This is a genomic window from Catellatospora tritici (genome assembly GCF_019083965.1).
Classification (GTDB): Bacteria; Actinomycetota; Actinomycetes; order Mycobacteriales; family Micromonosporaceae; genus Catellatospora; species Catellatospora tritici.
In genome coordinates this window covers 619,387-644,217 of the sequence record NZ_JAHRCY010000002.1, presented here as the reverse complement: position 1 = coordinate 644,217, position 24,831 = coordinate 619,387, and the positions used below count along the sequence as shown (strand labels likewise).

At 69.6% G+C, this 24,831-nt stretch carries 28 protein-coding genes, 4 tRNA genes and 1 pseudogene; 26 read left to right on the top strand and 7 right to left on the bottom strand.

Features of this window, described 5'->3' with window-relative positions; translation table 11 throughout:
• Window positions 1-39 precede the first annotated feature (39 nt).
• The 8 genes from KUA19_RS06860 (at window position 40) to htpX (ending at window position 8,516) form a co-directional block, all read left to right on the top strand.
• The gene (locus KUA19_RS06860; RefSeq protein ID WP_217395221.1) at window positions 40-996 is read left to right on the top strand and encodes a complex I subunit 1/NuoH family protein; all 957 of its coding nucleotides are present in this window, start codon (window positions 40-42) and stop codon (window positions 994-996) included.
• Between the two features lie 150 nt (window positions 997-1,146).
• Window positions 1,147-1,665 (top strand): NuoI/complex I 23 kDa subunit family protein, encoded by a 519-nt coding sequence (locus KUA19_RS06855; protein ID WP_372451769.1) that lies wholly within the window; start codon window positions 1,147-1,149, stop codon window positions 1,663-1,665.
• Entirely contained in the window at window positions 1,662-2,159 is a 498-nt protein-coding gene (locus KUA19_RS06850) for an NADH-quinone oxidoreductase subunit J family protein (RefSeq protein WP_217395219.1), read from the top strand. Before KUA19_RS06855 ends, KUA19_RS06850 begins: the two co-directional genes overlap by 4 nt.
• Window positions 2,159-2,500, top strand: a complete 342-nt coding sequence (gene nuoK, locus KUA19_RS06845; protein WP_217395380.1) for an NADH-quinone oxidoreductase subunit NuoK — start codon at window positions 2,159-2,161, stop codon at window positions 2,498-2,500. The genes KUA19_RS06850 and nuoK overlap by 1 nt, the downstream gene beginning before the upstream one ends.
• Window positions 2,497-4,266 carry an NADH-quinone oxidoreductase subunit 5 family protein gene (locus KUA19_RS06840; protein WP_217395218.1) on the top strand — a complete coding sequence of 590 codons (1,770 nt, stop codon included), beginning with the start codon at window positions 2,497-2,499 and terminating at the stop codon, window positions 4,264-4,266. The genes nuoK and KUA19_RS06840 overlap by 4 nt, the downstream gene beginning before the upstream one ends.
• Before the next feature lie 194 nt (window positions 4,267-4,460).
• Window positions 4,461-5,951, top strand: coding sequence for a complex I subunit 4 family protein (locus KUA19_RS06835; RefSeq protein ID WP_254548689.1), 1,491 nt, complete (start codon window positions 4,461-4,463; stop codon window positions 5,949-5,951).
• On the top strand, window positions 5,948-7,459 hold the full coding sequence (locus tag KUA19_RS06830) for an NADH-quinone oxidoreductase subunit N (protein ID WP_308167357.1): 1,512 nt from the start codon (window positions 5,948-5,950) through the stop codon (window positions 7,457-7,459). The genes KUA19_RS06835 and KUA19_RS06830 overlap by 4 nt, the downstream gene beginning before the upstream one ends.
• Before the next feature lie 178 nt (window positions 7,460-7,637).
• Complete coding sequence (gene htpX, locus KUA19_RS06825) at window positions 7,638-8,516, top strand: zinc metalloprotease HtpX (protein WP_217395216.1); 879 nt, start codon at window positions 7,638-7,640, stop codon at window positions 8,514-8,516.
• Window positions 8,517-8,734: 218 nt separating this feature from the next.
• Here the strand turns inward: htpX and KUA19_RS06820 are convergent.
• Both KUA19_RS06820 and KUA19_RS06815 read right to left on the bottom strand, forming a co-directional pair.
• Window positions 8,735-8,926: pseudogene (locus tag KUA19_RS06820) on the bottom strand (hypothetical protein); the annotation flags it as partial.
• Between the two features lie 128 nt (window positions 8,927-9,054).
• A complete protein-coding gene (locus tag KUA19_RS06815) occupies window positions 9,055-9,546 on the bottom strand; it encodes a YajQ family cyclic di-GMP-binding protein (RefSeq protein ID WP_217395215.1) in 492 nt (163 codons plus the stop codon).
• Window positions 9,547-9,674: 128 nt separating this feature from the next.
• On the opposite strand from KUA19_RS06815, the gene KUA19_RS06810 reads away from it, so the two are divergent.
• Window positions 9,675-9,755 (top strand) — tRNA-Tyr (locus KUA19_RS06810).
• 133 nt (window positions 9,756-9,888) lie between these two features.
• On the opposite strand, the gene KUA19_RS06805 is transcribed toward KUA19_RS06810, so the two are convergent.
• Window positions 9,889-10,836, bottom strand: a complete 948-nt coding sequence (locus KUA19_RS06805) for a site-specific integrase (protein ID WP_217395214.1) — start codon at window positions 10,834-10,836, stop codon at window positions 9,889-9,891.
• 774 nt (window positions 10,837-11,610) lie between these two features.
• A complete protein-coding gene (locus KUA19_RS06800; RefSeq protein WP_217395213.1) occupies window positions 11,611-11,859 on the bottom strand; it encodes a hypothetical protein in 249 nt (82 codons plus the stop codon).
• Between the two features lie 330 nt (window positions 11,860-12,189).
• On the opposite strand from KUA19_RS06800, the gene KUA19_RS06795 reads away from it, so the two are divergent.
• The 3 genes from KUA19_RS06795 (at window position 12,190) to KUA19_RS06785 (ending at window position 13,877) form a co-directional block, all read left to right on the top strand.
• Window positions 12,190-12,591: a hypothetical protein gene (locus KUA19_RS06795; RefSeq protein ID WP_217395212.1), complete on the top strand. Its 402-nt coding sequence runs from the start codon at window positions 12,190-12,192 to the stop codon at window positions 12,589-12,591.
• 793 nt (window positions 12,592-13,384) lie between these two features.
• Window positions 13,385-13,633, top strand: coding sequence for a hypothetical protein (locus tag KUA19_RS06790; protein ID WP_217395211.1), 249 nt, complete (start codon window positions 13,385-13,387; stop codon window positions 13,631-13,633).
• 64 nt (window positions 13,634-13,697) lie between these two features.
• Window positions 13,698-13,877, top strand: a complete 180-nt coding sequence (locus KUA19_RS06785) for a hypothetical protein (protein WP_217395210.1) — start codon at window positions 13,698-13,700, stop codon at window positions 13,875-13,877.
• 140 nt (window positions 13,878-14,017) lie between these two features.
• Here KUA19_RS06785 and KUA19_RS06780 read toward each other — a convergent pair whose 3' ends face one another.
• The 3 genes from KUA19_RS06780 to KUA19_RS06770 all read right to left on the bottom strand — a co-directional run bounded on the left by KUA19_RS06780 (window position 14,018) and on the right by KUA19_RS06770 (window position 15,676).
• Entirely contained in the window at window positions 14,018-14,476 is a 459-nt protein-coding gene (locus tag KUA19_RS06780) for an ATP-binding protein (protein WP_217395209.1), read from the bottom strand.
• Window positions 14,469-15,332, bottom strand: a complete 864-nt coding sequence (locus KUA19_RS06775) for an MEDS domain-containing protein (protein ID WP_217395208.1) — start codon at window positions 15,330-15,332, stop codon at window positions 14,469-14,471. Before KUA19_RS06775 ends, KUA19_RS06780 begins: the two co-directional genes overlap by 8 nt.
• Window positions 15,333-15,454: 122 nt before the next feature.
• Window positions 15,455-15,676: a hypothetical protein gene (locus KUA19_RS06770; RefSeq protein ID WP_217395207.1), complete on the bottom strand. Its 222-nt coding sequence runs from the start codon at window positions 15,674-15,676 to the stop codon at window positions 15,455-15,457.
• A gap of 244 nt (window positions 15,677-15,920) precedes the next feature.
• On the opposite strand from KUA19_RS06770, the gene KUA19_RS06765 reads away from it, so the two are divergent.
• The 14 genes from KUA19_RS06765 to rplL all read left to right on the top strand — a co-directional run bounded on the left by KUA19_RS06765 (window position 15,921) and on the right by rplL (window position 24,766).
• The gene (locus KUA19_RS06765; protein WP_217395206.1) at window positions 15,921-16,169 is read left to right on the top strand and encodes a hypothetical protein; all 249 of its coding nucleotides are present in this window, start codon (window positions 15,921-15,923) and stop codon (window positions 16,167-16,169) included.
• 98 nt (window positions 16,170-16,267) lie between these two features.
• The gene (locus KUA19_RS06760; protein WP_217395205.1) at window positions 16,268-18,766 is read left to right on the top strand and encodes a putative bifunctional diguanylate cyclase/phosphodiesterase; all 2,499 of its coding nucleotides are present in this window, start codon (window positions 16,268-16,270) and stop codon (window positions 18,764-18,766) included.
• Window positions 18,767-18,879: 113 nt separating this feature from the next.
• A tRNA-Thr gene (locus KUA19_RS06755) sits at window positions 18,880-18,952 on the top strand.
• Between the two features lie 40 nt (window positions 18,953-18,992).
• A tRNA-Met gene (locus KUA19_RS06750) sits at window positions 18,993-19,065 on the top strand.
• Between the two features lie 174 nt (window positions 19,066-19,239).
• Window positions 19,240-19,407 (top strand): 50S ribosomal protein L33, encoded by a 168-nt coding sequence (rpmG, locus tag KUA19_RS06745; protein ID WP_018347744.1) that lies wholly within the window; start codon window positions 19,240-19,242, stop codon window positions 19,405-19,407.
• 105 nt (window positions 19,408-19,512) lie between these two features.
• Entirely contained in the window at window positions 19,513-19,962 is a 450-nt protein-coding gene (locus KUA19_RS06740) for a MaoC family dehydratase N-terminal domain-containing protein (protein WP_217395204.1), read from the top strand.
• A gap of 1 nt (window position 19,963) precedes the next feature.
• Complete coding sequence (locus tag KUA19_RS06735; protein ID WP_217395203.1) at window positions 19,964-20,371, top strand: MaoC family dehydratase; 408 nt, start codon at window positions 19,964-19,966, stop codon at window positions 20,369-20,371.
• Window positions 20,372-20,522: 151 nt separating this feature from the next.
• Window positions 20,523-20,595 (top strand) — tRNA-Trp (locus tag KUA19_RS06730).
• A 204-nt stretch (window positions 20,596-20,799) separates the two neighbouring features.
• A complete protein-coding gene (secE, locus tag KUA19_RS06725; protein ID WP_217395202.1) occupies window positions 20,800-21,207 on the top strand; it encodes a preprotein translocase subunit SecE in 408 nt (135 codons plus the stop codon).
• Window positions 21,208-21,231: 24 nt separating this feature from the next.
• Window positions 21,232-21,939: a transcription termination/antitermination protein NusG gene (nusG, locus tag KUA19_RS06720; protein ID WP_217395201.1), complete on the top strand. Its 708-nt coding sequence runs from the start codon at window positions 21,232-21,234 to the stop codon at window positions 21,937-21,939.
• A gap of 244 nt (window positions 21,940-22,183) precedes the next feature.
• On the top strand, window positions 22,184-22,615 hold the full coding sequence (rplK, locus tag KUA19_RS06715; protein WP_217395200.1) for a 50S ribosomal protein L11: 432 nt from the start codon (window positions 22,184-22,186) through the stop codon (window positions 22,613-22,615).
• 88 nt (window positions 22,616-22,703) lie between these two features.
• The gene (rplA, locus tag KUA19_RS06710) at window positions 22,704-23,414 is read left to right on the top strand and encodes a 50S ribosomal protein L1 (RefSeq protein ID WP_217395199.1); all 711 of its coding nucleotides are present in this window, start codon (window positions 22,704-22,706) and stop codon (window positions 23,412-23,414) included.
• A 356-nt stretch (window positions 23,415-23,770) separates the two neighbouring features.
• Window positions 23,771-24,307: a 50S ribosomal protein L10 gene (rplJ, locus tag KUA19_RS06705; RefSeq protein ID WP_217395198.1), complete on the top strand. Its 537-nt coding sequence runs from the start codon at window positions 23,771-23,773 to the stop codon at window positions 24,305-24,307.
• 78 nt (window positions 24,308-24,385) lie between these two features.
• On the top strand, window positions 24,386-24,766 hold the full coding sequence (gene rplL, locus KUA19_RS06700) for a 50S ribosomal protein L7/L12 (RefSeq protein WP_217395197.1): 381 nt from the start codon (window positions 24,386-24,388) through the stop codon (window positions 24,764-24,766).
• Window positions 24,767-24,831: the final 65 nt, after the last annotated feature.

Sequence of the window (24,831 nt, the reverse complement as noted above, 5' to 3'; positions counted from 1 at the left end):
CCGCCGTCGTGGTGCCGTCGCGCGAAGCGGAGCGGCATCATGACCTGGGAGATCGTGCTGCGGGTGGCCCTGGTGGCGGTGGCGTTCCTGACGCTGCCGCTGCTGGTCGGGCAGACCGAGCACAAGGTGATGGCGCACATGCAGGCCCGGGTCGGTCCGATGTACGCGGGCGCGTTCCACGGCTGGGCGCAGCTGATCGCCGACGGGGTCAAGTTCGCGCAGAAGGAGGATCTGACCCCCCGCGAGGCCGACGGGCCGGTGTTCCGGCTGGCCCCGGCGGTGGCGCTGCTGCCGTACCTGCTGGTGCTGCTGGTGATCCCGCTCGGGCCCGGTGACCTGGTCGGCCAGCCGCTCGACGTGGGCCTGTTCTTCGTCCTCGCGATCGTCGGTGTCGGCGTGGTCGCGGTGCTGATGGCCGCGTGGGCCTCGGCAAACAAGTACGCGCTGCTCGGGGGCCTGCGCGCCGCCGCCCAGCTGCTCGGGTACGAGCTGCCGTTCGTGCTCGCCGCCGCCAGCGTCGCGATGGCCGCCGGCTCGCTCAGCCTGCCGCAGATCGTGGCGTCGTGGCGGCCCTGGTGGCTGCTGTGGCAGCTCCCGGCGATGCTCGTCTTCTTCGTGGCGGGCCTGGCCGAGATCCGGCGCCCCCCGTTCGACATGCCGATCGCCGACTCCGAGCTGGTCTTCGGCTACCTCACCGAATACACCGGCCTGCGCTTCGCCTTCTTCCTGCTCGCCGAGTACGTCGGCATCGTCGTCATCTCGGCGCTGACCGCCGCCCTGTTCCTCGGCGGCTGGCACGGCCCGTGGGCCGAGTCGGTGGGCTGGCTGTGGATGCTGCTGAAGACCGGCTTGGTGGCGTTCGTCGTCATCTGGCTGCGGGTGGCCTGGCCGCGGCTGCGGGAGGACCAGCTGCAGCGGCTGTGCTGGCTGGTGCTCGTTCCGGTGGCGCTGGCGCAGCTCGTCCTCACCGCCGCCGTCCGCGTCGCCCTGCAGTAAGGAAGGGCCCCTTCTTATCGTTATCTGAGGTAGAAGGGCCCCTTCCCAACGGCGCGGCCTCGGCTGCGGCGGGCAGCTCGGCCGCGACGGGCGGAGTGGATCAGCGCTTCGGGGACCTCCTACTCGCGCGGGGGACGGTGACACGGCAGGATGGTGCGCATGAGCATTCCTGGCGCGGGATTGGGCAAGGGGCTGGCCGTCACGCTCAAGACGCTCGTCGCGCCGAGCATCACGCAGCAGTACCCGGACGTGGCCCCTGAGCTGCCACCCCGCTCGCGCGGCGTGATCGCGCTGCGGGAGGAGAACTGCACGGTCTGCATGCTCTGCTCGCGCGAGTGCCCCGACTGGTGCATATACATCGACTCGCACAAGGAAGAGGTCGTGGTGCCGGGCGCGGCCCGCCCGCGCCAGCGCAACGTGCTCGACCGCTTCGACATCGACTTCTCCCTGTGCATGTACTGCGGGATCTGCATCGAGGTGTGCCCGTTCGACGCCCTGTACTGGTCGCCGGAGTTCGAGTACGCCGAGTACGACATCAAGGACCTGCTGCACGACAAGGACCGCCTCGGCGAGTGGATGGCGACCGTGCCGCCCCCGCCGCCGCACGACCCCAACGGTGAGCCGTCGAAGGAGGAGACCGCCGTGGCCAAGCGGGCAGGCACCTCGTGACGCTGCTGGACGTCGCGCTCACCGTGGCGGGGCTGCTGGCGGTGGCGGGCGGGGTCGCGGTGGTGAGCACGAAGCAGCTGGTCCGCGCCGGGCTGTGGCTGGTCGTCGCCCTCGGCGCGGTCGCGATCGAGTTCCTGCTGCTGGGCGCCGAGTTCGCGGCCTGGGTGCAGGTGCTCATCTACGTCGGTGCCGTGGTGGTGCTGCTGCTGTTCGCGGTGATGCTGACCCGCGCCCCGATCGGGCGCAGCCCCGACCTGGACCGCCCGCTGCTGCCCGCGCTGCTGGTCGGCGCCGCCGCCGGGCTGGGCCTGGCGGGACTGTTCGTGGCCGCGTTCGGGAAGCTGACCGTCAAGCCTCCGGCGCCGGGCACCGCGCAGGCGCTGGGCACCGCGATCTTCGACGACTGGGTGCTGCCGTTCGAGGTGCTGTCGGTGCTGCTGCTCGCGGCGCTGGTGGGCGCGATCGTGCTGTCGCGGCGGGAGACCGCCCGATGATCCGCCCGGTGATCCCGCTGGTGACCGCGGCCCTGCTGTTCGGCCTCGGTACGTACGGCGTGCTGCGGCGGCGCAACGCGGTGCTGGTGCTGATGTCGGTCGAGTTGATGCTCAACGCCGTCAACCTGATCCTGGTCACCGGTGACGTGCTGCGCCCGAAGGTGACCGGCCAGGTGTTCACCCTGTTCGTGATCGTGCTCGCGGCCGCCGAGGTGGGTGTCGGCCTGGCGCTGGTGCTGCGCCTGTTCCGGCTGCGCCAGGACATCAACATCGACCAGGTGCCGCTGGATGAGCCCGAACCGGCGCCCGCGCCCGTGCTCGACGAGGAGCCGACGCGATGACCGAGCTGCTGGTGCTGGCCCCGCTGCTGTGCGGTCTGGTGGGCTTGCTGGTGCCCATGCGGAACCGTCCGGTGGCGGCGGCGTTGGGCATCGCCGGGGCGGCCGCGAGCCTGATCGCGGTGGTGGCGCTGCTGGCGCGCGGGACGACCGGCGCGCAGACCCGCACCTGGGTCGGCTTCGGCGACCTGTCCGTGACGCTGACGTCGCTGCTGGACACGCGGGCGCTGCTGGTGGCGCTGGCCGTGGCCGTGGTGGCGCTGTGCGTGCAGGTCTACTCCAACGGCTACCTGCACGGCGACGAGCGCTACGGGCCGTACGCGGCCCAGATCTCGATCTTCACGGCGGCGATGCTGACCGTCGTGTGCTCCGGCGACCTGATCCTGCTGCTGATCGGCTGGGAGATCATGGGCGCCTGCTCGTACCTGCTGATCGCGCACGACCGCGCGCTGCCCGAGGCGCCGCGCGCCGCCGTGAAGGCGTTCCTGGTGACCCGGGTCGGCGACGTGGGCTTCCTGCTCGGTATCGCCCTGCTCGGGGTGAACGCGGGCAGCTTCCAGATCACCACGGTGCTGGTCGCGGTGCCGACGATGGGCACCGGCACGGTCACGGCGGCGGCGTTGCTGCTGCTGGCGGGCGTGTTCGGCAAGAGCGCCCAGTTCCCGCTGCACACCTGGCTGCCCGACGCGATGGCCGGTCCGACCCCGATCTCGGCCCTGATCCACGCCGCGACGATGGTCGCCGCCGGTGTCTACGTGGTGGCCCGCCTCTACCCGGTGTTCGCCGCCGCGCCGACCGCGCGGATCGTGCTCGGCGTCAGCGCGGCGATCACGCTGCTGCTCGGGGCGCTGGCCGCCACCGCCGCCGACGACCTGAAGCGGGTCCTGGCCTGGTCGACGGTGTCGCAGCTGGGCTACATGATGGCGGCGCTGTCGGTGGGCGCGATCAACGCGGCCCTGTTCCACCTGCTCGCGCACGCCGCGTTCAAGGCGCTGCTGTTCCTGGGCGCCGGGTCGGTGATCCACGCGGTGGGCAGCAACCTGATGTCGCGGATGGGTGCCCTGCGCAAGCCGATGCCGTGGACGTTCTGGACCATGACGATCGGCCTGGGCTCGCTGGCGGGCCTGCCGCCGCTGGTCGGCTTCTTCAGCAAGGAGGCGGTCGTCGGCTCGCTGCACGAGCAGCCGGTGCTGTGGGCGGTCGCGCTGGTCGGCGTCGCGCTGACCGCCTGGTACGCCACCCGGGCCTGGCTGCGCGTCTTCTTCGGCCGGGGCAGCGAGCACACCGCCCACGCGCACGAATCGAACTGGTGGCTGCGCGGCCCGCTGGTGCTGCTGGCGATCCCGTCGGCGGGCCTCGGCGTAGGCGTGCTGCTCACCACCTCCGGCCTGATCCACCTCGACGTCGAGGTGCTGCTGCCGCTGGCGCTGGCCGCGCTCGGCGGCTGGGCCGCCTGGTGGGGCTGGCGCCGCGCCGACCAGGGCGACCCGGCGCAGGTGCTGGGCACCGCGGGTCCTTTCCTCGCGGGCGGCCTCGGGCTGGACGCGGTGCAGGACGCGCTGGTGGTGCGCCCGGTGCGGGCGCTGGCCCGCGCGGTCACCGCGCTCGACACGGGCGGGGTCGACGGCGCGGTCAACGGCCTGGGCCGGGCCACGGTCGCCGCCGGTGGCGAGGTGGTCGCCTGGCACCGCGCCCCGCTGCCGCGCGCGCTGGTGGCCGTGCTGCTCGGCGCGGTGGTCGTGACGGTGACGGCGGTGATGTTCGGATGAGCGAGCGGAGCGAGCGAACGATGGGCTCAGTGCGGCTTGTGCCTCATGCCGGTTGCTCGCGTAGCGGGGAACCGGCATGAGCGAGCGGAGCGAGCGAACGATGGGCTCAGTGCGGCTTGTGCCTCATGCCGGTTGCTCGCGTAGCGGGGAACCGGCATGAGCGAGCGGAGCGAGCCGACCATGTGGCGGGTGCCATGAACGACAGCGTGATCCTGATCGGGCTGCTGGCGGTGCCGCTGGCCGGGGCCGTGCTGGCCGCCGCGCTGCGCGGCCGGGCCGGGGTGGTCGCGGCGACGGCCGTCTCCGCGCTGACGCTGCTGCTGGCGGTGCCGCTGGGCTTCGACCGCGCACCCGCCCCGACCGGGCGCGGCGTGCATCCATGGCACGCGGTGGACCTGTCCTGGGTGCCCGCGCTGCAGCTGCGGCTGCAGCTGGGCGTCGACGGCATCTCGTACCCGCTGGTGCTGCTCACCGCTCTGCTGACGCTGCTGTGCTGCGGCTTCCTGCTGTGGCAGCGCCGCGATCGGGCGCACCTGCTGGCCGCGCTGCTGCTGGTGATCGAGGTCGGCATCCTCGGCACGTTCCTGGCGCTGAACCTGGTGCTGTTCTTCCTCGCCTTCGAGGTCGTGCTGCTGCCGATGGCGGCGGTCATCGCGGGCTGGGGCGGCCCGGCCCGACGCGCGGCCGCGCTCAAGTTCGCGCTCTACACTCTGGCCGGATCGGTGCTGCTGCTGGTCGGCGTGGTCGCGGTGGTCGTCCAGGCCAAGACCGCCGACCTGGTATCGCTGACCGCCCAGCCCACCCTCGGCCGCACCGCCCAGCTGTGGATCTTCGGCCTGTTCGCGCTGGCGTTCGCGGTGAAGAGCCCGCTGTGGCCGCTGCACACCTGGCTGCCCGACGCGCACACCGAGGCCCCGACCGTGGGCAGCGTGATCCTGGCCGGGGTGCTGCTGAAGATGGGCACGTACGGGCTGATCCGGGTCGGGCTCGGCGTCACCCCGCAGGGCGCGGCGCAGTTCGCGACGCTGCTCGGGGCGCTGGCCGTCACGGCCATCCTGATCGGGTCGCTGGTCTGCCTGCGGCAGACGGAGCTGAAGCGGCTCATCGCGTACTCGTCGGTCGGGCACATGGGCTTCGTGCTGCTCGGTATCGCCGCCGGGGCGGCGGGCAGCGCCATCGGCGTGCAGGCGGCCCTGATCGGCAACATCGCGCACGGCGTGCTCACCGGCCTGCTGTTCTTCCTCGCCGGAGCGATCAAGGACCGCGCGCACACCGGCCTGCTCGGCGACCTGGGCGGGCTGCGCGAGCGCCAGCCGTGGCTCGCGGGCATCCTCGGCCTGGCCGCTCTGGGCAGCCTCGGGCTGCCGGGCCTGGCCGGGTTCTGGGGCGAGGCGTTCGCGGTGGTCGCGGCGGTGCAGCTGGGCGGCACCGGCTGGCTGGTGCTGGCCGTGCTGGCCGCGATCGGTGGGGCGCTGACCGCGGCGTACCTGCTGCGGCTGCTGCGCCGGGTCAGCCACGGTCCGGCCGCCCCGGCGTTGGCGGGCGCGGCCGAGGCGCACGTACCCGAGCTGGTGGCGTGGGCGCCGCTGGTGCTGCTGGCGTTGCTGATCGGCGTGCTGCCGGGGCTGGTGCTGACCGCGTCGGCCGGTGCGGTCGACGCCCTGACCATGGGGGTGACGCCGTGACCTGGACCCCGCTGACACCCCTGCTGGCCGCCGCGGCCACCGCGGTGCTGGCTCTGCTGTCGGACCTGTTCGCGCCGGGGCGCTGGCGGGTGCCGTACGTGGTGGCGCTGCTCGGCACGCTGGTGACGCTCGCAGCGACGCTGGCCACCCCGGTGCGCCGGGCGGGCAGCGTGTTCTGCGCGGGCACCTCGACCGGCGGCGACGCGATCTTCCCGGTCGACTGCGCGTACGTCTACGACGGCCGGGCCAAGCTCGTGGCCGTCGTGCTCGTCGCGCTGACCGCCGCCGCGCTGCTGCTGTGGGCTCCGGCCCTGCGCGACGGCGAAGCCCCCGTCGGGGAGGCGGTGTTCCTGCTGGCCAGCGCCATGACCGGCGGTGTCGCGCTGGCCGGCGCCGGTGACCTGGTCACCCTGATCGTGGCCCTGGAGACGCTGACCGTCCCGCTGTACGTCCTGGTCGCGCTGCACCGGCGGCGCCAGCCCGACGCCTCGGCCGCGTCGGTCACCTTCTTCGCCAACAGCGTCGTGGCCACCGCGGTCAGCCTGCTGGGCGCGGCCCTGCTCTACCTGTCCACCGGCACGGTGCAGCTGCGCGGCCTGACCTCGGTGCCCGAGTCGATCCCCGGCGAGTGGCACCCGGTGGCGCTGGCCGGGCTGGTACTGGTGCTGGTCGGCCTCGGCTTCAAGGTCGCCGCCGCACCCCTGCACGCCTGGGCGCCCACCACGTACGACGGCGCGCCGGTGCCGGTCGCCGCGTTCCTGTCCACCGCCTCCAAGCTCGGCGGCGTCGCCGCGATCCTGATCGTGGTGCAGGGTGTGCTGCAGAACGGGCCCGCGGGTCCGGACCGGGGCATGTTCATCGTCGCCGGGGTGGCGCTGGCGATGCTGGCGGCCCTGTCGATGGTGCTCGGCACGCTCGGGGCGCTGCGCCAGCGACGTACGGTCCGCCTGCTGGCGTGGTCGTCGGTGGCCCAGGCGGGGTTCGTGCTGGCCCCGCTGGGCGGGCTGTCCGGTCTGGTGGCGCTGGGACCGGCGGTCGCCTTGCTCGACGCCGCCCTCGTGTACGCGATCTTCTTCGTGGTCCTCGAGGTGGCGGCGTTTGCCGCGGTGGTGGCGCTGCGGCCGGGTGAGGCCGACGGCGGCAGCCTCGACGACCTGCGCGGGCTGGGTCGTCGCGCGCCGTGGCGGTCGGCCGGGTTGGCGTTCGCGCTGATCGGGCTGGCCGGTCTGCCGCCGGTGCTGGCCGGGCTGTTCGCGAAGATCACCGTGCTGCAGGCGCTGGTCGGGGTCGACTCCTACCGCCTGGCGATGCTGGTCGCCGTGGTCTCCGTCGCGGGCCTGGCCGTGTACTGGCGTCCGGTGGCCGCCCTGTACCGGGTCGAGGACGGCGCGGCGGTGACCCGGCCAGGCTGGGCGCCGACGGCGGCGCTGACCGTGGCAATGGCCGCCGGGGTGGTGCTCACGGTGGCACCGCAGCTGCTGTACACGGCGGTCAACGCCTGGCGCTGACGCCGCCACCCCTTCACGATTGGCGCATACGCTCCGTAATCGGGCAAACGGGTCTACCTGGGTGTTGGCTAGAATTTCTTTCAGCCGACTCACAGCGCGTAACGGGAAGGCCACCGGGTATCAACCGGGTTGGACCGGGTGCGCGGGTAACCCACCGCGCCAGACGTGGAGGGAATGGATGCACAGCCACAACGGCCTCAAGACGGCGGCCCTGCTCGGCGTACTGACCGCGATGATCCTGGCGGTCGGCTACTGGTTGGGTGGAAGCGGCGGCCTGGTCATCGCGGTGCTCATCTCGCTGGTCATGAACGGCGTCAGCTACTTCTTCTCCGACAAGCTGGCGCTGCGCTCGATGCACGCGCAGCCCGTCAGCGAGGCGGACTTCCCGCAGCTCTACCAGATGGTGCGGGAGCTGTCCCAGCAGGCCGGCCAGCCCATGCCCCGCCTGTACGTCAGCCCCACCATGCAGCCGAACGCCTTCGCCACCGGACGCAACCCGCAGCACGCGGCGGTCGCCGTGACCGAGGGCATCACCCGCATTCTCGACTACCGCGAGCTGCGGGCCGTCATCGGCCACGAGCTGTCGCACGTCTACAACCGCGACATCCTCATCTCCAGCGTGGCAGGGGCGCTGGCGGGCATCATCACCATGCTGGCCAACCTGGCCTGGTTCCTGCCCATCGGCGGGGGCGACGACGAGGACGGTCCGAACCCGCTCGCCCTGATGATGATGCTGATCCTGGGCCCGCTCGCCGCGACGGTCATCCAGCTCGCCATCAGCCGCAGCCGCGAGTTCCAGGCCGACGCCTCCGGCGCGCAGCTCACCAACGATCCGCTGGCGCTCGCCAGCGCGCTCAAGAAGATCCACATGGGGGTGCAGCAGATGCCGCTGCCCGCCGAGGGCCAGCTCGCCAGCTCCGCCCACCTGATGATCGACAACCCGCTCCGGGGCGGCGGCATCGCCTCCCTCTTCTCGACCCACCCGCCGATGGAGGAGCGCGTCCGCCGGCTGGAGGCCATGGCCGCCAACTCCGGCCCCATCCAGTACATGCGCTGACCGCACCTACCCGCGCTGAACGCACTGATCGGCCCGGACGCCACGGCGTCCGGGCCGATCAGCATGAGGTGAGATGTCAGCCCGCGGCGACGTTGTGGGCGTTGCCCGCTGAGATCACGTTGACCCGAGGCAGGGTGGTGACTTGACCGTCTGGTCGTCATTGTCGAGCAGGGCCAGCGCGTGCCGGGCGTAGGTGGCGATGGCGGAACCCCGCGCAGGCCCACGACCTCAACCGGTGTGTTCCGGCTGCCGCCGGTGACCCCGATGCCGAGCTGGCCCAGGTTGTTGTTGCCCCAGGACATCACCCGTCCGTCGGCCAGCAACGCGAGGCTGAAGTCCGTTCCCGCCGCGATGGCCCGGACAACTGATCGCTTTGCCAGCGGTTCCCATGGAGCGAAACCCCTGGTCATGGACAGCGTAGATGTACCAGCGCGCGGATGGGGGTGGGCGCTCGCGGCGCGCCGCGAGGGAACCCGGATGGGCAGAGAAACGCCTGGGCCGGGGTGCGCGACGCACCCCGGCCCAGGCAGTCGTGGGCCTACCGGTAGTTCGTGAACTGCAGGGCGACGCCGAAGTCTCCGCCCTTCAGCAGGGTGATGACCTCTTGGAGGTCGTCCTTCTTCTTCCCGGTAACCCGCAACTGGTCGCCCTGGATCTGAGCCTGGACGCCCTTGGGGCCCTCGTCGCGGATCTTCTTGGAGATGGCCTTCGCCTTCTCCGAGTCGATGCCCTGGACGATCTTGCAGTCGATCTTGTAGGTCTTGCCGGAGGCCTTCGGGTCGCCCGCGTCCAGTGACTTCAGAGAGATGTTCCGCTTGATCAGCTTCTCCTTGAAGACATCCAGTGCGGCCTTCACCCGCTCCTCGGAGTTGGCCTCCAGGGCGACGTTCTCGCCGGACCAGGCAATGGAGGCCCCCGTGTCGCGGAAGTCGAACCGCTGCGCCAGCTCCTTCTCGGTCTGGTTCAGCGCGTTGTCCACCTCCTGCCGATCTACCTTGCTGACGATGTCGAAGGACGGGTTAGCTGCCATGCGTTCCGTTTTAGCAGATCCGGCGGCGCGCCGTGCTCATGGTCCGACCCGGTTGCACATCCGGGGCTCGGTACCGCTATCCTTATCGAGCCACGCCGCCCCAGGGCGGTGGTGGTAACGCTGTACCAGGCGGGTTGCCCGAGCGGCCAATGGGAGCGGACTGTAAATCCGTCGCGAAAGCTACAGAGGTTCGAATCCTCTACCCGCCACACGCAGCAAAAAGAGCCCCTGACCAGGCAAAACCCGGTCAGGGGCTCTTTCGTGTCAGTCCAGCTGTGTCCAGCCGGGTATGGCTGAATCCCGGTGGCTGCGCCAAATACGCGCCAAAGTTTTGACGCATGATCACAGCGCGTCGGGCGACTCCTTCAACGCGGCCCGGATGCGCCGCAGCGCCAGGTCTACCTGCCCGTAGATGCACTTCGCGTACACCTTGAACTTCGCGTACACCTTGAGCAGCACCCGCACCGAGTTCCCCGCCCAGTCGGCCACCTGGGTAGGCGCCACGCCCGCATTCAGCCACAAGCTGAGGCAGGCGTGCCGTAGGTCGTACGGCCTGCCCGCCAGTGGCGAGGCGGCCTCAACGGGTGTGAGCACTCGCTCGCGCACCCTTGCCCATACGGTGGTGTAGCTGTTGTTGGGGATGGTCGTGCCCGGCCAGGTGTCGAAGTAGCGCCCGCCCGGCCCGCGTCGAGTCACGAACATGCAGCCGTCGCGGCCCGGCCGGAAACGCTCGCGGTGCGCCCGCAGGATGACGACTCCCTCGGGCGGGATCGGCACGCTGCGGGTGGTCTTCTTGCTGCGGTGCTTGAGTGAGCGCGACTCGTGCGCGCCCTCCCCGTCCGACCAGCCTTCGCCTACCGCCACGCTGGCGCCCGACAGGTGCCACCAGCCCCAGGCGTCCGAGTCGTCAGCGCGCGGAAGCTCGCACTCGGTGTCCTTGACGTGCAGCAACTCTTCTGGCCGTAGAGCCGAGTAGGCCATGCCAGCGAAGAAGCCTTCCAGTTCGGGGGTGTCCTCGCGCACCCCGGCCAGCAGTCGAGCAATCTGGCCCGGATTGGCCACCACCCGCCGGTCAACTTCGTCGTCGTTCTGCGGGGCGGTCCACTTCACCCCGTGCAGGGGATGAGCGGCGAGTCGTCCCAGCTCGACGGCGTAGGCGAGCGCCCCATAGAAGATCACTCGCTTGCGGGCGACGGTGCTGGCTGCCGCCGCAGTGCCGTCCAGCTTCAGCGTCAGCGCGTCGAGGACCTTACGCATCAGCGCCGGATCGGCCATCGCGGTCAGCCGCACGGTGTTGCTCTCCAGCCAGCGAATTGCCGACTCACGCTGGTAGGTCCCGCCGTACCCGACTCGATCAAGGTCTCTGATCGAGGCGTCATGCCGTAGCTGTCACCGTTGTCACCGCCTGTCACCGGCAGGCGGTGACAACGTTTGAAGGCAGCTGAGCTGCGAGGACACACGCCAGGTAGGTCGGTTGTCACCGTGTCATCGCCCCGCTCGGGCCTTCGTCCACGGCGCGGGCAATGCACGGGCGGTGGCCCGGGCAAGCCCGCATCGGCGCAGGTGAGCGAACGCGGCCTAGCGGTCTTCGTGACCGCCGCGCCGTGTCCGGCTAGTTACCTGATCTCGCAGTATCGTGAGGGATAGGCCCTGGACACGTTCGCGTGTGCCCTACAGCGGCCGAGGAGGTTGCTATGCCTTCCTGGTGGGACGATGTCGTTCAGGCGGTAAAAGACGTGGTGAATCCCCCACCGAAGCCACCTGAGACGGCGGGGGGCGAAACGCAGAGCGGACAATCAGTAAACCCAGCCCCCGGCGATCCTCATAACGCTCCAGACAGGCAACCGCCACCTAACCAGGGTCCGTACCGTGGCCCGAGCGACCCGAACGCGCAAGGAGGCCTCCCTCCCGGGTCCACTTCCCTTCCGGGCGGTGCGGGGGGCAGCGAACCGAACACCGGGGCGGGCAAGACCGACGAGGTGCTACCAGCCGCCGCCCTTTTCGCGGCAGGGGTCGCTGCGGCCGCAGCTGACGGTGTACTTGCTGGCGCGGGTGCGTTAAGCGCTATGACACCCCCTCCAGCACCCAGTCCTGGCGGCACACCGGCACCGGCACCGGCGCCCAGTCCTGGCGGGGGGTCGGGTGGCGGCACACCGGCACCGGCACCGGCGCCCAGTCCTGGCGGGGGGTCGGGTGGCGGCACACCGGCACCAGCACCAGGAGCTCCTCCGGACAGCTCCGCAGGCTCGGCGGGCGGCGTCCCGCCGACTCCAGCGCCAAATCCCCCGGCACCGTCGACTCAATCCACATCATGCCCTAGCACGTCCGACGGTCCTGGCCAAGGCCACGCTGAGCCGCCGGACCACTCCGGCCCCGGCGGGTCGGACTACTCCCTGCCGCCGGACCACTCCGGCCCCGGCGGGTCGGACTACTCCCTGCCGCCGGACCACTCCGGCCCCGGCGGGTCGGACTACTCCCTGCCGCCGGACCACTCCGGCCCCGGCGGGTCGGACTACTCCCTGCCGCCGGACCACTCCGGCCCCGGCGGGTCGGACTACTCCCTGCCGCCGGACCACTCCGATGGTTCTGATTTCGGAAGCTTTAACCACGAGTACTAGTCCGCTTCGGAAAGGAAGTCGTGTCGTGACTGTGACTATGACGACTGAGGATCTGCGGCAGGAATGGCTGGTGTGGGCGCAGAATCACCATTTAGGCAGCAGAGTCCAGAACCTTGCCGCCGCAAGCGCAGCAATGGAAGCCGCATCGCGCGGCGCGACGAGCCAGGAGGCCGCCGAGGCAGCGCGCAAAGCAGCAGCATGTCTTGCCGCCGCAGACAGCGAGCCCGAACTGTCGGCCGGAGGGATCACCTGGCAAATGGCGATGCAGCACGCGGCTTACATTCTGGGTAGCCTCCCGCTGGCTTTCGACAAGAACAACAAAATGACCCCAACCTGGGCTTCGAACATGGTTTCACCTGGCGCGGCGGCAGCGCAGGCCTGGATTTCCTTCGCAAGGGAGCTGACGATGCACGGCGACCAACGCTGACCCCCTCGTGGCCGGTGCCATTGTCGGAATCGTATGGGACCGGTTGGCAGGGCCGAGCTGACATCTGTCACCGCTGTCACCGGCTGTCACCGGCAGGCTGTGACAGCTACTTATGACACTTGAGCTGCGACAACAGGTGACAGGTAGACCGGTTGTCACCGTGTCACCGCCTCTGCGGCGGCTTCACCCAGAGACGACCCGCTTCGCGGGCCTCACTACTGAGGACGCTGCGCGGTCGGCGCCAGCCACCTAGGGCCGCAAGACCGGCTGAACCAAATAGGGGCGCCCCCCTTTGGTTCAGCCGTCTGTCTCTCCGGGCTCAGGGTGACTACTTTGAAGAAGCTTCATCAAGTTAGTTACATATGCAGTCAATGGCGAGCGCTGATCGGGTTCAAGATCGGCGATATTGCGCCAAAGTTTGCGCTGGCGCGACCATACTTCCTGCTCAGGTGGGGTACAGCGTGCCGTCTGTAAATCCGTCGCGAAAGCTACAGAGGTTCGAATCCTCTACCCGCCACAAACAGCAGAAGAGGCCCTGGCCTGCGGAGACGCCGGTCGGGGCCTCTTTCGTGGGTACGGTCGCAACCCGCGTCCCCCGCAGGATCCGCCCGCCGCCCGCACCCGCGCGGAGATCACTGCAGTTTCCGGGAAAGTGCGGGAATCCTGCCCGGAATTCGTGCAGTTTCCCCGAAGCTGCACGAGGCTCAGACCTCTGCTCACGCGGCCTCCTGCTCACGTGCCCGGCCGCACGGTGGTTCGGGCCCGGTTGCCGTGGGCGCCTAGCCTGCCGCGTATGAGCCTGTTCAGTCGTCCCCCGTACGTCGCGACGATCAACGGCGACGTCTTCCGTTGCGTCGTGTGCCAGGGTGGCCTGTTCACCAGCCGTTCCATCAAGCTCAACACCGGCGCGCTGGAGTTCCTGGATCTGGCCTGGGCCAACAAGTCGTCGCTCGGCGTGATCTGCACGAACTGCGGCTACGTGCATGAGTTCCTCGGCGACGCGGTGCAGTTGTGGGACTCGGAGTCCGGCGAGCGCGTCTGACCTCGCCGGTGCTCGACGCACGCACGGGCAGGTGACGGTCGCGCGCGAGCGTTACCGTTGCGCCATGACCGAGCATGACGAGGACCGCGTACCCGAAGAGCGTGCGGCCACCGAGAAGTGGCGTGCCCTGCCTGACCGCATCCACCCGTCACAGCTGGTGGAGACCATCGACCCCGACCCGCGCGTCGAGGAGATCCAGGCGGTCAACTACGGTGCGGAGTTCATCCGCATCGACCACGGCTGAGCAGGCCGCAGTTTCGGGGAAACTGCACGAATTCAGGCCAAGATTCCCGCACTTTCCCCGAAACTGCAGCGATCTTGGCAGCGCGCGCGGTCGTGGGTGGCGGGTGGCGGGTGGCGGGTTGCGGGTGGCGGGGACGTGCGTCACTCCGGTTCGGCCGCGTATGGGACCAGCGCGGTGATCTCCGCGCCGCCGTCCGGGCTGTCGCGGACCTCCACCTCGACGCTGTCGGAGAAGGTGCGCACCAGCCACAGCCCGCGCCCGCCGGTCGCGCCCGGTCCCGGCCGCTGCGCGTGCAGCGCTTCGAGGGACGGTCCGCTGCCCGCGTCGATGACCTGGCAGGCGATGGCGTCGCCGTCCCCCCACAACCGCAGCCGCCCGTGCCCGCCGCCGTGCCGGACCGCGTTCGTGGCCAGCTCGTACGCGATGAAGACCAGGACGTCGATCCGTGCGTCCGGCATGCCCGCCTCGCTGGCGTGGGCGGCGACGGCGGCGCGCAGGCCCACCAGCTCGGACTCGGCGAACCGCAGGTCGAGCAGCAGCCGTCGGTGGTCGGGCCGTGGCGAGTTGCCCGGCCGGTCGCGCGCGGGTTGGTCAGTCACCATGCGCTACGGCCATCAGAGTGACGCCGGGGATGTCCCGCAGGCCCAGCGCGGTGAGGATCTTGTATGGCATGCCCTGGCAGCGCACCGTCATCCGCTGCGCGGCGGTGAGACCGACGGCCGACTGCACGATCACACCGGCGGCGACGGTGTCGAGGAAGACGAGCCGGGTGAGGTTGACGTCGATGTGGTCGTCGAGGGCCAGCGCCTCGGCCATGGCGCGGGTGAGCGGCTCGGCGGCCCGGTAGTCGATCTCTCCGGCGACCCGTACCCCCGTGGGCACGTGCTGTCGGCAGATTCGCAGCATGGCGTCGTCGTGGTACGTGATCGCGGCGACGGTGGCGCCGTGCGCCTCGGCCGCGGTGGCCAGGGTGACGGTGTCGAAGCACTGGCGGTCGTACTGGCAGACCGCCGTCGCGTTCTCCTGGGCCAGGATCCTGGTCAGCTGCGACTCGTAGTCCATCAACCCGGCGGCGCCGCTGACCGGGCGCAGCGCCCAGCACATGTCGCTGGTGACCCGCAGTCCGTGGTAGCCGTCGCGGCCGGCCAGCTCGATCTGCGCCCGCAGCGCGCCGAGGACGCGGCCCGAGTCGAACACGCCGTCGGGGACGAAGAACTCGCCGGCGGCGGCGATGTGCAGTTGCCCGTCGGCCCGTTGCGGCGCGAAGCCGCGGCGGGCGAGCTCCTCGGTGAGCGCGGTCGGGCTGAGCGACTCGGTGAGGCAGACGACCTTCTCCCCAGCGCGCAGCCCGTCGCGGACGAAGGCGGCGACGATGTCCAGCCGCTCGTCGGTGTCGGAGAACGTCAGACAGGCGTGATCGCCTGGCCGCAGGTCCTCCACGGACGTACCGCTCACCGGCCCTCCTCTACCCACTTTGTGGGCAACACGGTAACCCGGTATCAAGGGTGCAACCGAGCTACCCAGGGAGCGGGCCGGTCAAACTCAGCCGAGCCGGGACAGCGTGCCGAGCGCGCGGCTCAGCGGTGCAGGTGCTCCAGGTTGCGCCACTGGCCGATCGCGCACAGGCCGTCGGCGACCCGGCGGGCCTCGTTCTCGGTGGCGTACTCCCGCATGATGGACCGTCCGTGCTGGCGGTGCTCCACCTCCCAGGGCCCGGCGGGGTTGACCCGGAGGAACACGTCCTGACGTGCGTAACTAGTGGTGGTGCCGTTCCAGCGGTGTTCGACCAGACGCATCATGGCGCGTATCGTACACACGTTCGAACGAACGTGGGAGCTTTCCGGTGACAGGGGCGGGCCGTAAAGTGTTGGGGGCGATGCTCCCCCGGTGGGATGTTCTCGGCTGACCTGCGTTGTGAATCCCCACCGAACGGCTATAGTTCCGCGTGTCCGCGGCGTGGCACGCCGCCCGGACTTCCGCCATGCTGGGCGACTGTGGCACGATCCTGTTGAGTTGTGAGGGCCTCGTGTGCAGGAGTCGGAGATGCGAGTGAACAAGCTAGGGCGATGGGTCCTCAGCGGCATGCTCGTGTGCGCCGTGCTTTCCTTGGGAGACAGCGCTACCGAGTCCGATCAGGACTTCACCTGGGGAGCCCAGGACTTCACGTGGGGGCGGATGATCGCGGACAGCGACGCCACCACCTCGCCGGACGCTGTCGTAGTCGATCCGGCCGCCACCGACCTCGTGATCCCGGCTGGAATGAATACCGAGAAAGACTTCACCTGGGGCTGATCCCCGGGTGAGAGGCCGGCGAGGGCGAGGCTTGGGTGGCGAGAACTGACAGGTCTATCCGGCGGTCACCAGAGTTCGCCTGGCTGATCACCGGCCCGATGATCCTGCTGACGCTCGGGCTCGTCGCACTCCTGCAGTTGAGCAGCGCCGACCGACCGCTGACCGTCCCCGCGGGTCTCGTCCTGCCGTTGGCACTGCTTTTCGTGGTGCTTTTCGTGGTCGCCGACGTCTCCCAGCTGTCGTTCGAGGTCCGTCGGCACGCGTTCCTGCTGACGCCGATGGAGATCCCGTTCCTGCTCGCGCTGTACTTCCTGCCGCCGGTGACGGTGGTGCTGACGCGGCTGGTAGCGGTGGTTCTGACCCGGGTGGCAGCGCCGATCGTCATGTCCAGGCGCCCGGTCGTCCTGGTGAAGGCGGCCTTCAACATCGCCCTGGTCTGTCTCTCCAGCGCGGTGGGCTGCACCGTGGTGGTGGCCCTCGGGCCGCTGGAGGCCACCGAGGCCTCGACCTGGCTCGCGCTCGTCGCGGCGGTCATGACCACGGTCTTCGTCTCGCTGGTCGGGGTGCTTGGCGTCATCACGCTGGTGCAGGGGCGCCTGCCCGGCAAGGACATGTCCGTCCCGCTGCCAGGCATCGCCGTGGCGCTGGTGAACACGATGATCGGCCTCGTGGTGCTGCTGGTGCTCCAGCAGAGCCTGTGGGCGATGCTACTGCTCTTCGGGTTGCTGAGCTGCTTCATCGTCGCCTATCGGTCCTACGCGCGCTCGCAGCGGCAGCACCAGACGCTGACCGAGATCTACGACCTGACCCGGGCCATGTCCGACACCCCGCACGACGGCACCCTGCCCGACGCGCTGCTCGGTCGGGTGCAGCGCCTGCTGCAAGCCGAGTACGCGACGCTGTGGCTGCCGGCCCAGGGCCGTCATCCAGAGGTCCTGCTCAGCGCACGCGCCGACGACAAGGGACTGCTCGACGTGGCCGGCGCCCCCGCCTCGATGCGCAAGCGGGCGGTGGAGGCGGGTGCCACGGTGGCGGCGGGAGCCCGGATCGGCGACGACCAGCTGCGCTCGGAGCTGCGTGAGGCGGCCGTCAAGGACGCGATCGTCGTGCCGCTGCGGGCCGGATCCGCTGTCATCGGCACCCTGGAGGTCGCCGGGCGCCTGGGCGACGTGGCGCACTTCGGCGAGGCGGACGTCCGGCTGCTGGAGACGATCGCCGCGCACGCCGCGGTGGCGGTGGAGAACAACCGCCTGGTCGACCGGCTGCGCTTCGACGCGTACCACGACGCGCTGACCGCCCTGCCCAACCGGCGCCGGGTGAGCCAGGCGCTGGAGGAGGCGGTCCGGGTCCGCGCCCCCGGAGAGGTCGTGGCCCTGCTGATGTTCGACGTCGACGGCCTGCGCGACGTGAACGACTCGCTCGGGCACGCGGCGGGTGACCAGTTGCTGGCCGAGGTGGCCACCCGCATCCGTACGCTGGCGCCGCCCGCGGCGCTGGTGGGTCGGACCGGCGGTGACGAGTTCGTGGTGACGCTGCGCCTGCCCAACGCCGACGCCGCCGTGGACCTCGCGGCCGAGCTGCGCGTCCAGCTGCAGGACCCGATGACCTTCGGTTCGCTGACCCTTGACGTCGACACGGCCGTGGGTATCTCGCTGCACCCGGAGCACGGCTCAGACCCCGCGACCCTGCTGCAGCGGGCGGACGTGGCGACCCATGCGGCCAAGGGGCTCGCCGGCGGCGTGCAATTGTTCGACCCGGGCCTGGAGTCGCGGTCGATGCGGCGCCTGGGCCTGGCCGGCGACCTGCGCCGCGCTCTGGACAACGACGAGCTCGAGGTGTTCTTCCAGCCGAAGGTCTCGCTGCGCGACCGCCGCCTGGTCGGCGTCGAGTGCCTGGCCCGCTGGGAGCACCCGACGCACGGCGCGGTGGCGCCGGAGGACTTCGTCGCCGTGGCCGAGCACACCGGCCAGCTGAGTCGCCTGACCGACGTGGTGCTGCGGGAGGGTCTGCGCCGGGCGCGCCAGTGGGTCGACGCCGGTCGGCCGCTGTCGGTGGCGGTGAACCTGTCCCCGCGGACGCTGGTCGACCCGTCGTTCCCGCAGCGCGTCGACGACCTGCTGCAGGAGTTCGGGGTGTCACCCGACCGGTTGACGTTGGAGATCACCGAGGACGGGGTGGTGGACGGCGTCGACCGGCTGCTACCCACCCTGCGCCGGCTGTATGACCTGGGCGTGCACCTGTCCGTCGACGACTTCGGCACCGGCTACTCGTCGCTGTCGTACCTGCGGCGGCTGCCGGTGCACGAGGTGAAGGTGGACCGGTCGTTCGTGCAGGGCATGGCGACGGACCCGGGGGACCTGGCGATCGTGCGGGCCGTGGTGGACATCTCCCGGCACTTCGGGCTGAACGTGGTCGCCGAGGGCGTGGAGAGCGAGCTGACGCTGGAGCTGCTGGAGGAGATCGGCTGCGACATCGGCCAGGGCTTCCTGTTCAGCCGTCCGCTGCCGTACGAGCGCCTGGAGGCGTGGCTGGGCGCGCAGACCGACGCCGAGCCGACTCCGCTGGGCGAGGTGCGCCGCCTGCGCGCGGTGGGCTGAGTCTGCCGACAGGTTGTCGCGCGCCACACCGAACCCGATTTCCGCCAGCGCCCGTTGTTGTGTACTCTTACCAAGGCGCGCGGCGAGGTGGGAAACCACCAGGCAGTGAGCACGCCCCCTTAGCTCAGTCGGCAGAGCGTCTCCATGGTAAGGAGAAGGTCTACGGTTCGATTCCGTAAGGGGGCTCGACCGGCCTGCCGGATCATCTTCCGGCAGGGCTCGCCTCAGCGGTGTAGCTCAGTTGGCAGAGCAAGCGACTCATAATCGCTGTGTCGCCGGTTCAAGTCCGGCCATCGCTACGCAGTGGACACCCAGGGCGCCAGTCGCCGGAGGGTTTCGCGACCAGGCCGGGTGACATACCCCATGGTCAGCGGTGTAAGGATCGCCACTGGTGACCCTTTTGCAGATCAGGACGGGCGCCGTCTATCCTGATATGCCGGTAATCAAAGCAGCTGTTTCAGAAAGGCACTCCCGTGGCCAAGGCGACTGACGTACGTCCAAAGATCACCATGGCGTGCGTGGACTGCAAGGAGCGGAACTACATCACCAAGAAGAACCGGCGTAACGACCCGGATCGGATTGAGCTGAAGAAGTTCTGCCCGCGCTGCGGCAAGCACACCGCGCACCGCGAAACTCGTTGAGCGGTCCCGCGTCTCAGCGCGAGACCCGCTGACAGCGGTCTCAACAGATCTTCGAGCAGGGGGTGGCCCGTCAGGGCCACCCCCTGCTGGCATAGGTTCACTGACATGCCGATGGATCAGTCATTCATCGGTCGGACGTACCCGCCGACCGAGCCCTACCAGGTGGGGCGCGAGAAGATCCGGGAGTTCGCCGACGCGATCGGCGCCCCGGACGCTCTGTACCACGACGTGGCGGCCGCGCACGCGGCCGGCTACCGCGACGTGGTCGCGCCGCCCACCTTCCCGATCATCCTGAGCTTCGCCGCGATGGAGCAGATCGTCACCGACCCCGAACTGGGGATGGACTACACCCGGGTGGTCCACGGCGACCAGCGTTTCTCCTACCGCCGCCCGATCGTGGCCGGGGACGAGCTGGTCGTGGTGAGCAGCATCGACGACATCACGAACCGGGGCGGACACGACTTCCTCACCACCCGGGCGGAGCTGTCCACGCCGGCCGGCGAGCCGGTGGTCACGGTCGTGTGCAAGCTGGTCGTCCGAGGGCATGGTGAGTGAGATGGCGTACGAGACGGGGCAACAGCTGCCCCTACAGACCTTCCAGGTCACCCGGGCGGACCTGATCCGCTACGCCGGGGCGTCGGGCGACTTCAACCCGATCCACTGGAGCCAGCGCACCGCGGTCGGAGTGGGCCTGCCGGGCGTGATCGCGCACGGCATGTACACGATGGCGCTGGCGGGCCGGGCGGTCACCAACTGGGTGGGCCGGGCCGACGCGGTGCTCGACATCGGGGTCCGGTTCACCCGGCCGGTGCCGGTGCCGGACACGGACGAGGGAACCGCGGTGGACTTCACCGCCGTGATCAAGTCGGTCTCCGAGGAGGGTCTCGTCACGTTCGACCTGACCGCCACGTGCGGCGGCGAGAAGGTATTGGCGCAGGCCAGGGTCGTTATTCGGCAGAATTGACCGGCCGGTGGACGGGTCGCGAAACAGGCCGGACAAAAAAGGGCTGAGCCCAGTTGGCTCACTCGCCCGGATACCCGTACACTGGTCCGCCGTGGGGTTAGTGACCTCTGACGGTGAGCTACAGCCGCCGGTCAGATGAACTTTCCCGCACAGGGGTGTGGCGCAATTGGCAGCGCAGCGGTCTCCAAAACCGCAGGTTGCAGGTTCGAGTCCTGTCGCCCCTGCGGCTTCGGCCTACCGGCCCTCGGTGGGCGATCCGTGGGTTACTGGCCGTCGGCACGTCCGACGGCGCACCATGGGTCGTATGGCCCTCTCGGCCCCACCTGGGGCAAGGGCCAGCGTGACAGGTGCCTCTCGACAGCGAGGGCACACGGGCCCGTGTCCCTGCACGGATCCGACACCACCCCGCGAGATGGAAGTAGGGCGCAGTGGCCGAGAGCAACCGACGTGGCGAGGACGCCGCGGCCGAGCACGTCGAGGACGTGTTCGACGACGCTGTCGACGATGACGCTCTGACCGACGACGAGGACGCTGCCGTCGGCGGCGGACGCGGCACGGCTACCAAGGCCCGCCCGGTCACGGACGGCAAGGGCGCTCGCGCGGTGAAGAAGGCGGATGCGACCGAGAAGGTCGGTTTCTTCGGTCGAATCGGACGTTTTGTCCGTGAGGTCGTCGCCGAGCTGCGTAAGGTCATCTGGCCGACCCGCAACGAGCTGCTCACCTACACGGCCGTCGTGCTTCTGTTCGTGACCGCCATCATGGCGATCGTGACCGGCCTCGACTACCTGTACGCCAAGGGTGTGCTGTTCGTGTTCGGCGACCACAACGCCAAGTAACAAATACGGAAGTGAGCGAGCTACGTGCCTGAGTACGACGAGACGGCCCAGTCCGAAGACACCGAGCTGACCTCCGCGGTCGCGGTGTCCGACGAGCCGGTGCCGAGCGGGGCGGCGGAGCACGCTGAGGACGAGTTCGACCCGGCCGCTGAGCTGCGGCAGAAGCTGCGGTTCGCGCCGGGCGACTGGTATGTCGTGCACTCGTACGCCGGTTACGAGAACAAGGTCAAGACCAACCTCGAGACCCGGATCACGAGCCTCGACATGGAGGAGTTCATCTTCCAGGTCGAGGTGCCGACCCGCGAAGAGGTCGAGGTCAAGAACGGCAAGCGCACCCAGGTGCAGAGCAAGGTCTTCCCCGGCTACCTGCTGGTCCGGATGGATCTGACGCCCGAGTCGTACTCGTGTGTGCGCAACACGCCCGGGGTGACCGGGTTCGTGGGTGCCACCGACCGCGCCGACCGACCCGCGCCGCTGAGCCTCGACGAGGTGCTGAAGTGGCTGCTGCCCTCGGTGGAGCAGCCGGGCGCGCAGAAGAAGGCCAAGGCCGAGATCAAGGTGCTCGACTTCGAGGTCGGCGACTCGGTCACGGTCACCGACGGCGCGTTCGCCTCGCTGCCGGCGACGATCAGCGAGATCAACGCCGACCAGCAGAAGCTCAAGGTGCTGGTCTCGATCTTCGGCCGGGAGACCCCGGTCGAGCTGAACTTCAACCAGGTCGCCAAGATCTGACGAAGCTCTCCGGACGCGGCGGGTGGCCTCTGGCCCCCGCCGCGTTCTCTGTCTGCCCGCCCGCGGCAGAGCCGCGTCCTACCGTCGCACCCACCTCGGTGGATAGGCGCGTACCAGTATGCGGTAACCTTGAACGTCCGGCCTGTGCCGCGCGCTGACCGTGCGCGTTCCGCACCGGCCGGTCCGGTGTAAACCACCCTGATCCGGCGTTCGGTGCCGGGTCGACAAGTCCCAGGAAGTAGACATGCCTCCGAAGAAGAAACTCGTCAAGACGTTCACGCTGCAGCTGAAGGCCGGCCAGGCCACTCCGGCTCCGCCGGTGGGTCCGGCGCTGGGTCAGCACGGTGTGAACATCATGGAGTTCTGCAAGGCGTACAACGCCCAGACCGAGTCGCAGCGCGGTGACATCGTCCCGGCGCAGATCAGCGTGTACGAGGACCGTACGTTCACGTTCATCCTGAAGACGCCGCCCGCCGCCCGTCTCCTGATCAAGGCCGCCGGTGTGCCCAAGGGCTCCGGCGTGCCGCACACCACCAAGGTCGGTTCGGTGACCCGTGCCCAGCTGCGCGAGATCGCCGAGAAGAAGATGTCCGACCTGAACGCCAACGACCTGGACATGGCCGAGCGGATCATCGCCGGCACCGCCCGGTCGATGGGCATCACCGTCAAGGACTGACGCCGTCGTCACGGCGTTCGCGCCGACGGTGACCCCATTTCGTGGGAGGGCCCGTACGGGCTCGACACAACCACAGGAGAACTGAGAAATGAAGCACGGCAAGACTTACAACAAGTCCTTCGAGCAGGTGGACCGTAACAAGCTGTACGGCCCGCTCGAGGCGATCAAGCTCGCCAAGGACACCACCAAGGTGAAGTTCGACGCCACGGTCGAGGTCGCGATGCGCCTCGGCGTCGACCCCCGCAAGGCGGACCAGATGGTTCGCGGCGTGGTGAACCTGCCGCACGGCACCGGTAAGACCGCCCGCGTCATCGTCTTCGCCTCCGGCGAGAAGGCCGCCGAGGCGACCGCCGCCGGCGCCGACGCCGTGGGCACCGACGAGCTGGTGGCCCGGATTCAGGAAGGCTGGCTGGACTTCGACGCCGCGATCGCGACGCCGGACCAGATGGCCAAGATCGGTCGGATCGCGCGGATCCTGGGCCCGCGCGGCCTCATGCCGAACCCGAAGACCGGCACGGTGACGATGGACATCGCCAAGGCGGTGGCCGACATCAAGGGTGGCAAGATCACCTTCCGGGTGGACAAGCACTCGAACCTGCACCTGATCATCGGCAAGGCCTCGTTCTCGCCCGAGCAGCTGGTCGAGAACTACGCCGCCGTGCTGGACGAGGTCCTGCGGTCCAAGCCGTCCGCGGCCAAGGGCAAGTACCTCAAGAAGGTGTTCGTCACCACCACGATGGGCCCGGGCATCCCGGTCGACCCGAACGTGACGCGCAACTTCCTGGAGACCGAGGCCTGATCCGCCTCGCTCCACTCCGGCGCCGCCCGCACTCCGCGGGCGGCGCCGCTGCCGTTCCGGGGTACGTCACACCGACCCGATTTGGTGGGCCGACAGCCGGTCACGTACAGTCGTCGTAACAGTTCCACCCAAAGACCGCTGGTCATCGTCCGGGAATCCGGGCGATCGAAGGTCCCGCCGCTCGGCAACGAGCGGGTGAACGGGCGGCCCGCGCAGGGAAGAACGGTGAGCCTTTGAACGGCGTGAAGCCGTGTGAAGCCCCGTGCGCCCTGCGCCGGGGCGTTTTTCGTTCTCCCATTCGCTGCCGGGACGGGGTTCCCCGCGAAACCAGCCTGGAGTACGAGAGAGGAGGGGACATGGCGGACAAGATCCGTGCCGACAAGGCCGGCAACGTCGCGGAGCTCACCAAGCGCTTCCAGGAGTCGAACGCCACGGTGCTCACCGAGTACCGCGGCCTGACCGTGAAGCAGCTGACCGATCTGCGTCGTTCCATGGGCGGTGCCGAGTACACCGTCGCCAAGAACACGCTCGCGAAGATCGCCGCGACCAACGCCGGTCTGACCGGTCTCGACGCTCTGTTCACCGGTCCTACCGCGCTCGCCTTCGTCTCCGGCGATGTCGTCGAGGCGGCCAAGGGCCTGCGCGACTTCGCCAAGGCCAACCCGCTGCTCGTCATCAAGGGCGGCGTCTTCGAGGGCAAGGCCATCTCGGCCGCCGAGGTCGGCAAGCTGGCCGACCTGGAGTCCCGCGAGGTGCTGCTGTCCAAGCTGGCCGGCGCGATGAAGGCAAGCATGAGCAACGCCGCTGCCCTGTTCCAGGCGCCGCTGGTGAAGGCCGTCCGTACGGCTGCCGCTCTGCAGGACAAGCTCGAGAAGGAGGGCGCCGACGCGTGAGCGTCGCCGCCTTCTGTCCCAACCCTGCTCGCGGCGTCCTGCCGCAGCGATTGAACCCAGTACGAAAGGACGCCTGACATGGCGAAGCTGAGCACCGACGACCTCCTTGCCGCGTTCAAGGAGATGACCCTGATCGAGCTCTCCGAGTTCGTGAAGCAGTTCGAGGAGACCTTCGACGTCAAGGCCGCCGCCCAGGTCGTGGCCGGCCCGGTCGGCCCGACCGCCGTCGTCGAGGCGCCGGAGGAGAAGGACGAGTTCGACGTCGTCCTGGAGTCCGACGGTGGCAAGAAGATCCAGGTCATCAAGGTCGTGCGTGAGCTGACCGGCCTGGGCCTGAAGGAGGCCAAGGACGTCGTCGAGGCCGCCCCCAAGGCGATCCTCGAGAAGGTCAACAAGGAGGCCGCCGAGAAGGCCAAGGCCAAGCTCGAGGCCGAGGGCGCCAAGATCACCCTCAAGTGATCCGGTGCCGCGTTCCGTCTGACGGGACGCGGCCTACCGCGCTGATGCGCTCGTCGAGAGGCGGG